At 45.0% G+C, this 14,228-nt stretch carries 15 protein-coding genes; 3 read left to right on the forward strand and 12 right to left on the reverse strand.

Going from position 1 to position 14,228, the window contains the following annotated elements; all coding sequences use genetic code 11:
- Positions 1–110: 110 nt before the first annotated feature.
- Positions 111–2,090: a TerD family protein gene (locus tag QUA70_RS07075; RefSeq protein ID WP_333410349.1), complete on the forward strand. Its 1,980-nt coding sequence runs from the start codon at positions 111–113 to the stop codon at positions 2,088–2,090.
- A gap of 12 nt (positions 2,091–2,102) precedes the next feature.
- Here QUA70_RS07075 and hpsP read toward each other — a convergent pair whose 3' ends face one another.
- The 8 genes from hpsP to rsmD all read right to left on the reverse strand — a co-directional run bounded on the left by hpsP (position 2,103) and on the right by rsmD (position 10,224).
- Entirely contained in the window at positions 2,103–3,281 is a 1,179-nt protein-coding gene (gene hpsP, locus QUA70_RS07080; RefSeq protein WP_333345969.1) for a hormogonium polysaccharide biosynthesis glycosyltransferase HpsP, read from the reverse strand.
- 47 nt (positions 3,282–3,328) lie between these two features.
- Positions 3,329–3,508 carry a hypothetical protein gene (locus QUA70_RS07085; RefSeq protein ID WP_333254950.1) on the reverse strand — a complete coding sequence of 60 codons (180 nt, stop codon included), beginning with the start codon at positions 3,506–3,508 and terminating at the stop codon, positions 3,329–3,331.
- Positions 3,505–3,852, reverse strand: a complete 348-nt coding sequence (locus QUA70_RS07090; RefSeq protein WP_333325045.1) for a hypothetical protein — start codon at positions 3,850–3,852, stop codon at positions 3,505–3,507. The genes QUA70_RS07085 and QUA70_RS07090 overlap by 4 nt, the downstream gene beginning before the upstream one ends.
- Before the next feature lie 43 nt (positions 3,853–3,895).
- Entirely contained in the window at positions 3,896–5,065 is a 1,170-nt protein-coding gene (hpsO, locus tag QUA70_RS07095; protein WP_333345966.1) for a hormogonium polysaccharide biosynthesis glycosyltransferase HpsO, read from the reverse strand.
- A gap of 30 nt (positions 5,066–5,095) precedes the next feature.
- Positions 5,096–6,070, reverse strand: coding sequence for a hormogonium polysaccharide biosynthesis glycosyltransferase HpsN (gene hpsN, locus QUA70_RS07100; RefSeq protein ID WP_333345964.1), 975 nt, complete (start codon positions 6,068–6,070; stop codon positions 5,096–5,098).
- Between the two features lie 18 nt (positions 6,071–6,088).
- A complete protein-coding gene (locus QUA70_RS07105) occupies positions 6,089–7,735 on the reverse strand; it encodes a glycosyltransferase family 39 protein (RefSeq protein ID WP_333345961.1) in 1,647 nt (548 codons plus the stop codon).
- Positions 7,736–7,964: 229 nt separating this feature from the next.
- Positions 7,965–9,425 (reverse strand): phosphoglucosamine mutase, encoded by a 1,461-nt coding sequence (gene glmM, locus QUA70_RS07110; RefSeq protein ID WP_333346011.1) that lies wholly within the window; start codon positions 9,423–9,425, stop codon positions 7,965–7,967.
- Between the two features lie 256 nt (positions 9,426–9,681).
- A complete protein-coding gene (gene rsmD, locus QUA70_RS07115) occupies positions 9,682–10,224 on the reverse strand; it encodes a 16S rRNA (guanine(966)-N(2))-methyltransferase RsmD (RefSeq protein ID WP_333345958.1) in 543 nt (180 codons plus the stop codon).
- Between the two features lie 65 nt (positions 10,225–10,289).
- On the opposite strand from rsmD, the gene QUA70_RS07120 reads away from it, so the two are divergent.
- Entirely contained in the window at positions 10,290–10,484 is a 195-nt protein-coding gene (locus QUA70_RS07120) for a hypothetical protein (protein ID WP_333345955.1), read from the forward strand.
- Here QUA70_RS07120 and hisH read toward each other — a convergent pair.
- Positions 10,453–11,088, reverse strand: a complete 636-nt coding sequence (gene hisH / locus QUA70_RS07125) for an imidazole glycerol phosphate synthase subunit HisH (RefSeq protein WP_333345952.1) — start codon at positions 11,086–11,088, stop codon at positions 10,453–10,455. The genes QUA70_RS07120 and hisH overlap by 32 nt on opposite strands.
- On the opposite strand from hisH, the gene QUA70_RS07130 reads away from it, so the two are divergent.
- Positions 11,078–11,641 (forward strand): pyroglutamyl-peptidase I family protein, encoded by a 564-nt coding sequence (locus QUA70_RS07130; RefSeq protein WP_445251618.1) that lies wholly within the window; start codon positions 11,078–11,080, stop codon positions 11,639–11,641. The two genes, hisH and QUA70_RS07130, sit on opposite strands and share 11 nt — an antisense overlap.
- Before the next feature lie 77 nt (positions 11,642–11,718).
- Here the strand turns inward: QUA70_RS07130 and QUA70_RS07135 are convergent, their stop codons facing one another.
- The 3 genes from QUA70_RS07135 to cobM all read right to left on the reverse strand — a co-directional run bounded on the left by QUA70_RS07135 (position 11,719) and on the right by cobM (position 14,180).
- The gene (locus QUA70_RS07135; RefSeq protein WP_333046458.1) at positions 11,719–12,201 is read right to left on the reverse strand and encodes a flavin reductase family protein; all 483 of its coding nucleotides are present in this window, start codon (positions 12,199–12,201) and stop codon (positions 11,719–11,721) included.
- A gap of 152 nt (positions 12,202–12,353) precedes the next feature.
- Positions 12,354–13,190, reverse strand: coding sequence for a dienelactone hydrolase family protein (locus tag QUA70_RS07140; RefSeq protein WP_333345949.1), 837 nt, complete (start codon positions 13,188–13,190; stop codon positions 12,354–12,356).
- A 183-nt stretch (positions 13,191–13,373) separates the two neighbouring features.
- Positions 13,374–14,180: a precorrin-4 C(11)-methyltransferase gene (gene cobM, locus QUA70_RS07145; RefSeq protein ID WP_333345946.1), complete on the reverse strand. Its 807-nt coding sequence runs from the start codon at positions 14,178–14,180 to the stop codon at positions 13,374–13,376.
- Positions 14,181–14,228: the final 48 nt, after the last annotated feature.

Below are 14,228 nucleotides of genomic sequence, written 5' to 3' on the forward strand. Positions count from 1 at the left end.
TCAAGCCCGCGATTAGAGAAACTCTGTTAAATTTCATTAATTAAAGAACTTCTTGTGCCACTTAACCTTAAGATGAGTAGTATAAAATTTTATATTTAACAAATCAGCACATGGCAATGCAATTAAGTAAGGGTGAGAGATTTAATATCTCTCAAGAAGCCCCAGGTTTAAAAAAAATGGCGATCGCCCTCGGTTGGCAGATGACAGAGGCAGGACAAAGCTACGAAATAGATGTCTCTGCTTTTATGCTAGGTGCTGACGGAAAACTACCTAATGATAAATATTTTATCTTTTATAATAATCTTCAATCCTGTGACGGTTCGGTACTGCAATCGATTTCTGACAAAAACAACCGAGGTCAAGAGAATAAGAGTATTTACGGCGTTATTTTAGAGAAAATCAATCCGGAAATTGAGGAAATAACTTTTGCGGTTACTATTCACAAAGCAGATAAAATCAAGGCAAATTTTAGCAATATCAAAAATAGTTTTATCAAAATTTGCAATGTAGATACAGGAAACGAGCTGGTTCGGTATGAATTAAAAGACAACTTTTCGCGAGAGACTGCTGTAGAGTTTGGTCGTTTGTATAGAAAGAATGGAGAGTGGAGATTTCAGGCAGGAGGAGAAGGATATCAAGCAGGATTGCAGAGTTTGGTTGACAAGTATGACAGCGGAAATAGCAATAATATTTCTCCAATTACTCACGAGTTGGCAGCGGGAACAGCAGCAGATGATTTGCAGTTGCCGGCTTGGGAGTTGGAGGTGGAGCCCGAACCGGAAGCGCAACAATCTCGTCAGACTCGAAGGGTACAGCCATTACGAATTAACAATCAAGTTAATAATTCGCGAAGCCGCAAAATACCCGCAGCTTTATTAGCAAGTTTAGGGGTTTTGATGTTGGGGACAGGTGCAGGGATGAGCGCCTTTATACGATCGGGAAATGAAACGCTGAAGCAAGCAAAAATACTGGCAGTGGAAACGCAGAATGCAGCGAAAGTAACCGATGTAAATCTGCTCAGAAGTTTCGATAAACGACTTAAAAAAACGATCGCCAATTTAGAGAAAATTCCTAACTTCCCTGGCTTTGGGTATCAACAAGCTAGAGCAGATTTGCTGCAACTGCGCCCGAGTTTGGTTCCAGTAGCGCAAAATTTACAGGCGGCAGAAAGTCTAGAAAAAGCTCAACAATTGGCAATGGAAGCTGCTGTGGTTGTGCAAAAACCGCCTCATCCGATGGAAGTTTGGCAGCAGTCGCAAAGTAAATGGCAACAGGCGATCGCACTTTTAGAAGCGATCGATTCACGTACGCCTGTTTATAATCTAGCTCAAAATAAGTTATCTAATTACCGAGCTAATCGCGCTGTTATCAGTCAAAGAGTGGCGATCGCTCAAAAAGCTGCAAATTTTAGCAACCAAGGTTCTTTGAAAGTTCAAAAGGGCGATGTTCCGGGGGCGATCGCCAATTTTACTCAGGCTTTAGCGCTGAATCCGAACATACCTCAAGCTTACCTCGGATTGGGGATTGCTACTGGCCAACAGGGAAACAAGCAGCAGGCAATTTACAATTACGATCGAGCGCTGCAATTTAATCCTAACTTGGCAGAAGCTTATTTCGGTCGCGGTCAAGCATACTATGAATTGGGAAACAACCAAAAAGCGATCGGGGATTACGAACAAGCTATTCGCGTTAATCCTAATTATGGTTTGGCTTATTTGGAACGAGGAGCTATTCGCTGTATGTTGGGAACTAAATCGCAAGCAGTAGCAGACTTTCAACAAGCTGGAGAACTTTTCTCAAAGCAGGGAGACGGCAAGAATTACCAATTAGCACAAAGCTTTATTAATGATTGTCAAGAACCGATTGCAGAGGCTGCAATCTGCGATTATCGAAGGAACATAGACTCCTTTGGTCGGCGCTGCGGTCGATATATTAATGTTCCGATTATAATTAGAAGAAAATCGGCGATTGATGCCTCAAAATCTGACTCTACTAATATTAAAAGCAATAGCAGCCCCGAAAAAATATCGCCGGAAAATTCTGATAGCACCAGCACAAGAACTCGCAGCAGGCGAAGAAGCAGAAGGTAAACCGCTGTCGCATTAGTTAGTAGATGACAAAATCTGCTGGTAAGCATCGAGGGTTTGCTGGGCGATCGCCTCCCAGTTATAATGCTTTTTGGCATACTCTTGGCCGTTCAATCCCCGCCGTTGGCGCTCTTGTGGATTGAGAAGTGCTGATTTGATTGAATTGGCGATCGCTCCTACTTCCAAAGGCCCCACCCAACCAGCTTCTGCTTGCTGTATGTCTTCCGCAATATGTATGCGATCGGAAATGGCGACAGGTACACCTGCGGCCATCGCTTCTGCTACAGCAATGCCAAAGTTTTCGTAATAAGAAGGCAAGACAAATAAGTCGGCGTTGGTCAATAGTTCAATTTTTAAATCACCGCTTACAAAGCCCGTTATTGTTGTGTATTTAGCTAAAAGTGAATTCTGAATTTGTACTTTAATTTTTATTTCATAATCCGCATCTTGGGGATTTGAACCAGCTAAAATAAAGTGAAACTCTATCCCCGATCCTAAAATACTTTCTAATGCTGGAATTAGCAACTCAAGCCCTTTTTTAGGTTCAATTCGCGACATAAATAAGATGATTGGCACTTGAGATTCTCGCAATTTCTTAGGAAACAAACCTGCTGTCACCCCCAATGGAATCACCAAATCCCGTGCCACGGGTATCTTGCCGGTGCAGTCCAAACCAAATCTTTCTGAGATTTTAGCCTCTTCTTTACTTGTGAAATGAATGGCGGCTGCACCTGCTAAATTAGGGCGTTCTAAAACTGCTGCATAAATCTGTTTTAAGCGCTTTTTTTTCTGCAAATCGGCGGGGTCAAGCATACCGCAGGGACGGATAATATACGGTAACTGGCGATATCTAGCAATTGCGGCAGCAAAGGTAGTTACTGGTGAGAAAATAGCGTGAATGTGAGCCAGGTCAAATTGTCGCGCATTTTCATTTAACCACTGCAATAACGAGAATGAAAATTTATATCTGCGCCAGGGATAACAGCGGAAATAAATAATCTGATAGCCGTTTTGTTGTATTGGTTGATTTAAGGGGACATCTAAGGGATGTTGACCGATATCTCCGTTAGAATCTGTGGTGATAATTGTGAGATCAATACCTCGGGAAGCGAGGGCCGCAGAAAGTCCCAGCACCATTTGACTTGGCCCGCCGTAGACGAGCGAAATGGAGGGGATAATTTGGATAATTCGCATGGGGGATAGTTCTTTCAATCAAAATATCAACCTCTCCCATGACAAATTTAATTATCTGGAAAAGGCAGCCCGTCTAGCTGCTCCGCTTCCTCTCTCTTTGTGGCTGTAATTTGGGTATTGTGAGCCATTGTCTTGGAAAATTCATACATTTCACTGGCTTTGGCTTCCGCAGCTTTTACAATTTCAAGGATTTCCAGGAGTTGGCTTTCATCTGGTAATTGTTTCATGGTAATGCTTCTAATCTCTCAATTACTTTGTCTATCATAATTCTCGCTTCAGGAGCCATACGTAGCAATGCTGCTAAATAATCTCCTGCTTTGTGAACATCTTCATCGGGCACACCAGCCATCAATACATTGCCCACAATGTGCTCTGCTTGTAAGCGAACACCTGATACGCAGAATTGAAAATTACTGATAGAAGAAAAGTATTGCATCAGTATTTCATTTTCTGGAAAAAGAGACATTGCTGTTCTAAGTGCAAAAAGTCCCTGCGTTGCTTGGCGTTCGGTCTCGTGTAGTACCTGGTAGAGTTCGTCAACCAAAGAGCGTAGGTCGGGAGGAATAGACATTTACTACAGCTTTTATTTAACACTTGCATTATACTGCTAAAAGTTACAACAATTCTTTGTAAAATTCCAACAACTGCTCAGCTAAAGCTTGATTGGTATAATTGCTCATCGCTCTATGATAACCCCGATCGCCCAACTCAGCCGCCAACTCCCGCCGCTCCATCAATTGCTGCAAACACTCGCGCAAAACCCCTGCATCTCCTTCTGGGAATAATAACCCCGCATCGCCGATGACATGGGGAATTTCCCCGCAGTCGGAACCAATAACCGGAATGTGACAGGCCATCGCTTCAATTAAAACGTGACCGAATTGTTCTTTCCAGCCCACAGTGGTCAAAGTTTTGAATTTATAGCTGGTTTGCGAGGGCAATACCAAACAGTTCATTAAGTTAATGTAGGGGGGAATTTCTTCGTGGGAAACGCTTTCTACCCAGATTATTCGGTCGCTGATTCCCCATTCCATACATTTTTCGGCGAGGTGCGTCCGCAATTTTCCTTGCCCTACTAACAGCCACTTCCAAGGACTTTTTTTCAACCCGGCTAAGGCCTCAGCTAAAGTCAACAATCCTTTTTCTTCGACAAATCGCCCTACAAACCCTACCACAAAATCGGTCGGTTCAATGCCGAACCCGCGCGATAAATCAGCGTCTTTACCAGTGCGGCAAAACAAAGTTTCATCTACTCCGAGTTGTGGCATTACTTTTACCGCACCTTCATAGCCCCGCTGCCGCAAAATTTTAGCTCCATCTAAGTTACCTGCAATAATTCCGTCGGTGTGCCGAAGATTGTAATTTTCTAAGACTGAAATTGGCCAATTCAATTGATAAGGCAGATTCCACCAAGTAAATAATATATTTTTGGCTTGGAGTTTGAGCAATTTATTTAGGAAAATTAATTGAGCACAAGCGAGGGATTTTGAACCTTGTTCAACTTGGATTATCTGGGGTCTAAAATTTTGCAAAACTTTAATTAAATCAGTGCCAAAGCTTAGCAATCCTTGATTGTTTTGACTAAAATTGGAGACAGGAATTACTTGAAATGAACCCTTTTGATAAAATTGCGTTTCTATAATTTTATTTTGTACGCCTCCGGGTTTCCAACGCTGTGGCACTACAAGTGTTACTTCAATATCGGGTTCTAGGTTGGCTAATATCTTGAATTTTTCCCGATTAATGTCCACAATATAGGTGTGACTAGCCACGAGAATTCTCATTTATTGGGAAGGGCGAAGGGGAATAGGTAATTATTGAGGGTTAATGTTGTCCTGATGGCTGTAAATTTGTCCATCATTCCACAGAGATTGAATTAGTGTATTTATAGCACTGAGAAAACCCAAGATATAAAAAGCAAATCTAGTTATAATTTTAAGGGGCGAGTGGCTTTTATAACAAGGCGGATTTCCCAAAACGTGGCAATCAAAGAGTTTGGCAAAAAATCGCAGGCATTGAAAGGCTGTTAAATTTTTCAATCCCATTAAAAAGTGATTGTGATAAAATGTGATTTGATATTCGATCGATCGCGTGCTGACATCGTGACACCCGCCGCTCTCTTCCCCCAAGTGAACTAAACACGCATTGGGATCGTACCAAATTTTCATGCCAGTCGATCGCAATCTCAAACAAAAATCCGACTCCTCCCGCACCGCACTCCCTGCAAACCGCTCGTCAAACCTCAGCGCGCACTCGGCAAAAACCTGTCGGCGAAATGACATATTACAGCCTCTAGCCGAAAGCACCTGCTGCGGTTTTACTGTATGCACCAAATCGATAAAATACCAGGCAATGCCTGCATCCATCGCTTCTGAGGGCAAATATTCGATCGTCAAATCGCCTCCAGAATTATCCAGTTTCATTCTGTCAAAAACCCGGCCCGCCACACATCCCACATCGGGTTTTTCTAAATAGTTGTCAGCGTGAGCCTCCAAAAAACCATCTGGCAATTGTACATCATCATCAATAAATAAAATAATATCTCCAACTGCGCGGCGCACTGCATAATTTCGAGCTGCGGGTAAACTTGCCCAATCTACTCGAAACCACCGAATTTTGCCAGCATTTGCCAATTCCTCTAAATAAACTTGAGTTTCCGATTCGTGGGTGCGAGTTTGATCGATTACCAGCACTTCAAAATTCGGGTAATTTTGCCGAATCGCATCAGCCAATGTCTCTCGCAGGGGTTGCTCGCGGTTGTAGGTGGGTATCACAACAGAAATCATCATTTGCAGTTGCCAGTTTCATTATTTCTCTAAACGCCAAAGCCAGACATCGCCCGGTTTGTAAATTGGTGTGATTTTATATTTTTGCACTTTTTCTAGTTCAAATTGCAATGCTTCTGTAGCTCGGTAGAGAAATACATCGCTAAAACCATCAGGAATTTTGACTTGTTCAGGTTTAACTGCTAGCAAAAGCTGTGTTTGCGGCTTCAGCAGATAGCTGAGAGACAGTATTTTTCCTGTGATGTTGTTGCCTCCGTGACTGATTACTAAAGGTTTTTGGGCTTGATTGACAATCGCGGCTACTTGGGGATTGTATTTAGTGCTAGAAGGATATTTGTTCCACCAAAGTTGCGACTGTGAGCTGACAGCACAAGAAACTATTCCACTCGATATTATGGCTATTAAACCGAGCTGCCACAGTTTTTGTTGGCGGGGATTGGTAGCGACTTTAATTTTAGCGGTGAATAGATAGGCAACAGCTATCTGGATTGCTAAAATATAGGGAACCAGATAGCGATGGGCAACGCCTCGCACTGCTATCAATACTATCGCTGTAATTCCGATCGCTGTCAATAGAAACAGCCAAACTCGTTTGGGAGTTGAGCGGCAGAGCGAGTATATTGAATGTGCGATCGCTAACAGCAGTAGGGCGGCTACAATCAGTCTGATTAAATCTGTAGCAATACCGCTCGAACCAAATTTGATAATTCCGCCCGCCCAATGCGTGTCGATAAATATTCGGCAGGTGATGATAATTAAAGGTTTAAGTGAAGATATGAAAGATAGGGAAAGGCGGGGTAAGCCTACTGTTGCTTCGATTTTTGGCGCGTTCTCAAGTAATACCAAAATCCAAGGAGTAAAAAGAATTATTGCTATCACGGTAGCTACTAAATAAGTAATTAATGTTTTGCCAAAACGCCAATTCTCTCTTATAATTACATAAATGCCGTGGGCGAATACTACTAAAAAAAATAATAAACTAGAATAAAGTCCTAAAGTCAGGGCGATCGCATAAATAGACCAAACAGCCTTACTCAATTTAGATGTTGTCGGAGAATTTTGTAGGGCGATCCTCTTCGAGGGCTTCGCTAACGCCCGCAGCAGAATTGCATTCGACAGCAAGGCGAGAACTGCAAACATCATGTAGGGTCTTGCCTCTTGCGCGTACAAGACGTGAAAGGGTGAAACAGCGACGATTGTAACAGCCATCCATCCCACAGACGCAGAGCGAAATAATTCCCAGCACAGCCAATAAACGCTGGGAAAAACTAACAAACTAATCCAAGCTGAAAGACTTCTGACAGTCGCCACTTGCGGGCCGAACAACTGCACCCAAAATCGGGCTAAAATAAAATACAGCGGCGATAGTTGAGGTTCTTCTGTAGCTAAACCTTTAACAGTATCCCACCAAGTCTTTTCGGGATTTATCTGCTGGTATTTCCGCTGCAAATCTGCGACGCTAATTGTTTTGGATTGAAAATCTTGCTGCACCATTTCCGTCCAAGTGTAGCCAGAAATTCGCAGCGAGGTGATAGATTCGTCGAACGAGTAGACTTTGCGATCCAGATTAGTAAAGCGAAACCATATCCCCGTTATTAATATGACAACAATTAAAAATTTTAACGAAATTCGATGCAGCCGCCCATTTTGAATTGAGTTGGTGTTCATACAATCAGAAATGGGGAAATGAAGAAAGAAGGATTTAGTTATTTAGGAGAGAGGGAATAAGCCGGAGGGAATAAAGAATAAGAAATGGGTTTCAATATCCCCTATATTTATCTAGAGGCTTCTTCCTTCTTCCTGACATCCGTTACATCCGTTACATCCGTTACAGAATCCGTTGCCGAACTTCCTTCTTCCTTCTTCCTTCTTCCTTCAGATTAATTCCCCATTTCCATCAGATAGCTATGTGTTGCTGAACGGCTAAAACTAAATTTTCAGTCCAGAAATTAGCCAATTCGGCGCTGGCAGCTTCCACCATAACTCGGATTAGCGGTTCAGTGCCAGAAGCGCGCACCAAAACCCGTCCCTGTTCGCCCATTGCTGTTGTAGCACGTTCGATCGCACTTTGCATTGCCTCGCACTCCTGCCATTTCAGGCGTTTTTCGCGATCGTCCACCCGAATATTTCGCAGCAACTGCGGATAAGTTTGGAAACTGCCACTCACCAATTGTGCCAAAGATTGCCCGGACTGGCGCACCAGCGAAGCCAAATGCAAAGCTGTCAGCAAACCGTCGCCGCTAATACCGTAATGCGGACAAAGAATATGTCCAGACTGTTCGCCGCCCAACATCGCACCAGTGCGCTGCATTTCAGCGTGAACGTACTGATCTCCCACGTCGGTTCTAGTTAGTTTGCCGCCCAATTCTTCCCAAGCTCGCTCGAAGCCGAGGTTAGCCATTACAGTAGAAATAATTAAATTGGATGGTAACTGTTCGGAGTCGCGCAACTGCCGGCCCCACAGATAAAGAATGTAATCGCCGTCAATCGCTCGACCTTGGTTGTCAACACACAAAACTCGATCGGCATCGCCGTCAAAAGCAAATCCAAAATCGGCATTGTGTTCCAAAACAGCCGCTTGCAAACTGTCGAGATGAGTAGAACCGCAGTTAACATTAATACGAGATCCATCAGGAGAGTCGTGCAAACAGATCACCTCCGCCCCCATTTGCGCGAACACCTGCGGCCCCAAACCCGCGGCAGCCCCCCAAGCTAAATCCAAAACAATCCGCATTCCCTCCAAATTCATCTGTTGCAGCGAATCACAGAGGGAAGTGGCATAATCTTTAACCAACTCAGACCGATGGTAGTGGTGTCCCCAAGCCAAGCTAGCAACCGGAACCTTTGCCCCCCGGATTCCCGCTTCGATTTGTTCCTGCAACTGCTGCGACAGCTTAGAGCCATTTGAGCCGAAAAACTTAATGCCGTTGTCTTCTGGGGGATTGTGAGAAGCCGAAATCATCACTCCGCCAACCGACTCCGAAACGCTTGCCAGATAAGCAACGCAGGGAGTGGGGCACAATCCCAAATTCCACACTTCCAAACCGGCGGCCGTCAAACCCGCTGACAGTGCCATTGCCAGCATATCGCTGGAATTCCTGCTGTCTTGCCCCAAAATCACAGGCCCCTGGTTGGGGGTATTTTGGCGTAGAACTTGTCCAGCCCAGAAGCCCACTTGCAGGGCTAAGGGTGCATTCAGCAATTCTCCGACTTTCCCGCGAATGCCGTCTGTGCCGAAGAGTTTTGTATTTGGCAGGGAGAGGCTATCTCCCAGCATAATCGTATCGCGTTTGACTGGCTGTACCGAGTTAGCAGCCGGAAACTCGCTGCCACGAGGGCGCGAAGGTGTCTGAACCATATTCACTCCTTTAGGAATATTCACACTCACACTTTGGGTTCATGTTACAACTGAAAGTCTTTATTTTCAGCCTAAACTCCATTTATTTCGTCGATTGCTCAAGCAACTTGCTCTGACAACCTACGCACAAAGCTTAACTTCATCGGAAAAATTTGTATTGTATCCAAGGGAAAAACTTGGAGTCCGGGGCGCGCCAACGCCATGAAACCCGGTTTCTTTTTGCGTCGAGGAATGATGCTGCTGCTGTTTGAGCCTGTCAGGCACTGCGTGTGTAGAAGGTTAATGCTGTGTTGCCGTATACTTTGTGGCGGCAAATTTCTAGACCGGAAATCGGTTGTGTCGATCGCTCCGGGCTGTGTTCGACGGCCATTTCCCCGTTTGGTGCTAGCATTTCTTGGCTGGCGATCGTGTTTAACACAGGTTCGTACAAGTCGCTGGCGTAGGGCGGATCGAAGTAAATGCGATCGAACTGCTGCCCCGCTAGTGCCGCCAATTTCGCCGTCGCGTTTCCCCGCAATATTTGGAAGGTTTGGGACGAGTCTGCTACTTGCTCCCAGTTTTCGCGGATAATCGCACAAGCTTTCGCCGACTGTTCGATGCCAGTGACACTCGCGGCTTGACGACACAAAGCTTCTGCACCCATCGAACCGCTGCCGGTACAAATGTCAAGCCATCTGCAATCTGCGATAGTCCCTTGCCAAATATTAAATAAAGCTTCTCTGACTCGCGAAGGTGTAGGGCGAGTTGCGAGTCCCGGCAGGGTTTTGATTTGGCGATTGCCACAGATTCTTAAAGTCATTTAGGGAGAAGGAAGTTCGGCAACGGATTTTGTAACGGATGTAACGGATGTAACGGATGTAATGGATGTCAGTCCGATGGAAGTCGGAAGAAGGAAGTTCGGCAACGGATTCGCTTTCTGAGGATGTAACGGATGTCAGTTCGATGGAAGTCGGAAGAAGGAAGAAGACTTTTAAAAATGTCAAACCCGGTTTCGGCAATCTACCGGGTTTTTCAAGATTCATGCCACCTAAGCAGGTACTTTTTCCCTCACCAGACTGACAAAATTTGACAGCATTTGCAATCCCGTACTCGAAGACTTTTCCGGGTGAAATTGCACGGCCATCAGATTGTCTTTAGCTATAGCCGCCGTCACGTTTTGACTACCGTGAGTCACCATTGCCGATCGCACTTCCAAATCAACTGGATCGACATAATAAGAATGCACGAAATAAACCCAAGGATCAGACGGTAAATTTTGCCACAGCGGCACATCCGGCTGAGTAAATTGCAATTGATTCCATCCCATGTGCGGAATTGTCAAACCCGGTTCCGAGCGAAATCGGCGCACTTTTCCCGCAATAACCCCCAATCCCGGTTCTACGCCTTCTTCGGAACTTTCAAACAGAATTTGCAAACCCAAACAAATGCCTAAAAAAGGTTTTCCAGAGGCGATCGCCCTTTTTATCGGTTCTATCAAATTGCGCGATCGTAAATTCTGCATTGCCGGGTCAAACGAACCAACTCCCGGCAAAACCACCGCATCAGCCTGCTCGATTATAGCAGGAGAATCTGTAATTTTTGGCACTGCACCCACATTTTCCAAGCCTTTACAGACCGAGTGCAGATTGCCCATGTCATAGTCTACTACTGCAATGACAGACATTGACTTACTTGCCTTATATTATCAATATCAGTATTATTGCACAAATATGACGGCGAAAATCCTGCTAACCTCATTTGATACTTGGCTTCCCCATCAGAAATCCAACTCTTCGGACGACTTATTAGCCAAGATTTCCCATATCAAATCTTTGCCTGATTCCCTAACTTTTTTGAGGAAACTGCCAGTAGATTTTCAGCGAGCACCTAATTTAGCGATCGCCCAAATCAACCAACTCCAACCCGACACTATTATCTGCTGCGGCATGGCCGAAAGTCGGCAAAAATTAACCGTAGAATCTTGCGCTTGCTGCGATAGCGACATTCTGAAAACAGCAGTTAATCTCGAACCGCTAGTCGCTGATTTAGCTGCAACAGAAATCAGTCACGAAGCCGGAAAGTTTGTATGCGAAGCCCTATATTATGCGGTTTTAAAACACCTTGCAGATTCTAAACTTAGCACCAAATGTATTTTCGTACACGTACCAATTTTAACTGATGAAAACACCGACAAGATTGTCGCCGATTTTTTATTAATTTTAACTCGCCTCCCTTAACAACTGACAACTAACAACTGACAACTGCCAACTGACAACTGACAACTGACAACTGCCAGTTGCCAACTGCCAAGTCTTTAGCCGCCGTAATTCCAACCGGTGCTTTCTAGCAGCAACGGATTGCCTTCTCGGTGGACGCCGGCTGCCAAAACTTCTCCCACATAAACCGTGTGATCCCCGTGTTCCACAGCGCCGACAACTTTGCACTCGATGTAACCCAGAGAGTCTGAGATAATCGGACAACCAGTTTCCGCGCCGGGATAAAATTCTACATCCTCAAATTTATTGCCAACGCGGCGCTGCTGCTTAAAGAATTTCTGGGCTAACTCTTTTTGCCCTGCTTCTAGGAAACTCAAAGCAAAGACACCGCTGGCTTTGATCATGCCGTGGGATTTGGAGTCTTGCTTGACGCAGTTGACAACTAAGGGAGGGGTAAAGGAAGATTGCATCACCCAGCTAGCGGTGAAACCGTTGACTTCCTCCCCGTCTTTGACACCGCAGATGTACAATCCGTGAGGGATTTTCCGCAAGATGGTCTTTTTAGCTTGTTCGTCTAGCACGGGCTTACCTGTTCGATCGATAATTCTACACCGCTCAGTTTACCAATGTCAGGCCCACAAACCCACCTGTCTTAAGGGCTATTCGCTAATATTGCCTTTTTCGATCCCAAACTTGATACCAGTTTTAAGTCAAAATTAACAACTCACAACTATTATGAAACTCCATACTTTTTAAACCAATCTTGCATCCGTTTCCAAGCATCCTGAGCTTCTTTTTCCCGGTAACTGGGGCGATAGTCGGCGTTAAAAGCGTGCGGCGCATCTGGATAAAGCACAATTTCGGAACCGCTGCTGCCAGTTTTGAGAACTTCCCGCATTTTCTCGACTGTATCGTTGGGAATTCCCTCGTCTTTGCCGCCGTAAAGCCCCAAGACAGGCACTTTCAAAGTTGCTGCAATGTCGATCGGCTGTTTGGGAGTTAAAGCCGTAGAATTGCCAACTACACGCCCGTACCAAGCCACTCCAGCTTTGACTTTCGGGTTGTGGGAAGAGTACAACCAAACAATTCTGCCACCCCAGCAAAATCCTGTAATTCCCAACTTATTAATATTGCCTTTTCCTGACTTTTGTGCCCAATCTACGGTTGCATCTAAATCGGACATAACTTGAGCGTCAGGAACTTTCGAGACAACTTTACTCCTAATTTCTTGAATGTCGGTGATTTTAGAAACATCACCTTGACGGGCAAACATTTCTGGGGCGATCGCTAAATAACCTAATTTTGCCAAACGGCGGCAAATATCTTGAAGGTGCGCGTGAACTCCGAAGATTTCTTGAATTACTAAAATTACTGGAAAATTGCTGCCGCTGGCTGGCATTGCTCTGTAGGCTGGAATTGAGCCGTCTTTTACGGGAATTTTTACCTCACCTGCAACTAAACCAGCAGCATCCGTATTGATAACGGCAGCCGCAATAGGATGAACTGCTAAGGTAAATCCGGCGCTTAATGCGGTGACAATGATAAATTGTCTGCGAGTTAAATCAGTCATGGCGATTTTAGATTTTAGATTTTAGATTGGGGAATTGGGGAATTGGGAATTGGTAATTGGTTATTTCATAATTGCTCCTTCTTCCCTCTTCCGACTTCCATCGGACTGACATCCGTTACATCCGTTACATCCGTTACAGAATCCGTTGCCGAACTTTCTTCTTTCTGACATCCGTTACATCCGTTACAAAATCCGTTGCCGAACTTCCTTCGAGGGTCGGAAAAGCCGATCGTGCTCTGGATGGTACAAGCGCGATCGCCCTTCTGCTGATTTTCCCAACGCCGGACTAATGACATACATTGTCGTTCTGATCAAATTATTTGCGCGGGTAGCAACTGCCATTTTGTCAAGGGGAACTAGCACAATTTTTTCATCCGGCCAGCCCAACCGATAACAAATCGCTACAGGCAAATCCGATGGGTAATGTTCCATCAATTTAGCTTGAGCTTGTTCGACATGGCGGGCGCTCAAATACAGACACAAACTCGCTTGATGAGCCGCTAAACTCGCCAATTCTTCGCGTTCCGGTACTTCTGTTCTGCCGCTAATTCGCGTCAAAATAATTGTCTGCACAACTCCCGGAACTGTCAACTCAATTTTAAGTTTAGCTGCGGCAAGTTGAAAAGCGCTAATTCCCGGGATTACCTCAAAAGCAATTCCCTCCGATGCCAAAGCTTGCATTTGTTCGCCGACGGCCCCGTAGAGACAGGGATCGCCGGAATGGAGGCGGACGACGCTTTTCCCCTCGCGCACTCGTTCCACCATCAAAGGTACAATCTCTTCGAGGGTCTTATCCGCAGTTTGGATCACTTCAGCATCCGCGCGCACACCCTGCAAAATTTGCTCTGGAACTAGCGAATCAGCAAATAATATGACATCGGCCGCAGCCAGTAATTTTTGAGCCTTAACAGTCAACAAATCCGGGTCTCCCGGGCCTGCACCTACAATGTATACCCCTGGAATTAGGGATTCAATCTCTGTCAAACTCATTGCTGCTAAAAAATTTGCTAAATTTACGGACGCTTCCGGATGTACCTA

The organism is Microcoleus sp. LAD1_D5 (assembly GCF_036702115.1).
Lineage (GTDB): Bacteria > Cyanobacteriota > Cyanobacteriia > Cyanobacteriales > Microcoleaceae > Microcoleus.

Coding starts and splice junctions, on each gene's coding strand:
- QUA70_RS07075 (WP_333410349.1), top strand. CDS start 111: ATGGCAATGCAATTAAGTAAGGGTGAGAGATTTAATATCTCTCAAGAA.
- hpsP (WP_333345969.1), bottom strand. CDS start 3,281: ATGCGAATTATCCAAATTATCCCCTCCATTTCGCTCGTCTACGGCGGG.
- QUA70_RS07085 (WP_333254950.1), bottom strand. CDS start 3,508: ATGAAACAATTACCAGATGAAAGCCAACTCCTGGAAATCCTTGAAATT.
- QUA70_RS07090 (WP_333325045.1), bottom strand. CDS start 3,852: ATGTCTATTCCTCCCGACCTACGCTCTTTGGTTGACGAACTCTACCAG.
- hpsO (WP_333345966.1), bottom strand. CDS start 5,065: ATGAGAATTCTCGTGGCTAGTCACACCTATATTGTGGACATTAATCGG.
- hpsN (WP_333345964.1), bottom strand. CDS start 6,070: ATGATGATTTCTGTTGTGATACCCACCTACAACCGCGAGCAACCCCTG.
- QUA70_RS07105 (WP_333345961.1), bottom strand. CDS start 7,735: ATGAACACCAACTCAATTCAAAATGGGCGGCTGCATCGAATTTCGTTA.
- glmM (WP_333346011.1), bottom strand. CDS start 9,425: ATGGTTCAGACACCTTCGCGCCCTCGTGGCAGCGAGTTTCCGGCTGCT.
- rsmD (WP_333345958.1), bottom strand. CDS start 10,224: ATGACTTTAAGAATCTGTGGCAATCGCCAAATCAAAACCCTGCCGGGA.
- QUA70_RS07120 (WP_333345955.1), top strand. CDS start 10,290: ATGTCAGTCCGATGGAAGTCGGAAGAAGGAAGTTCGGCAACGGATTCG.
- QUA70_RS07130 (WP_445251618.1), top strand. CDS start 11,078: ATGACAGACATTGACTTACTTGCCTTATATTATCAATATCAGTATTAT.
- hisH (WP_333345952.1), bottom strand. CDS start 11,088: ATGTCTGTCATTGCAGTAGTAGACTATGACATGGGCAATCTGCACTCG.
- QUA70_RS07140 (WP_333345949.1), bottom strand. CDS start 13,190: ATGACTGATTTAACTCGCAGACAATTTATCATTGTCACCGCATTAAGC.
- cobM (WP_333345946.1), bottom strand. CDS start 14,180: ATGAGTTTGACAGAGATTGAATCCCTAATTCCAGGGGTATACATTGTA.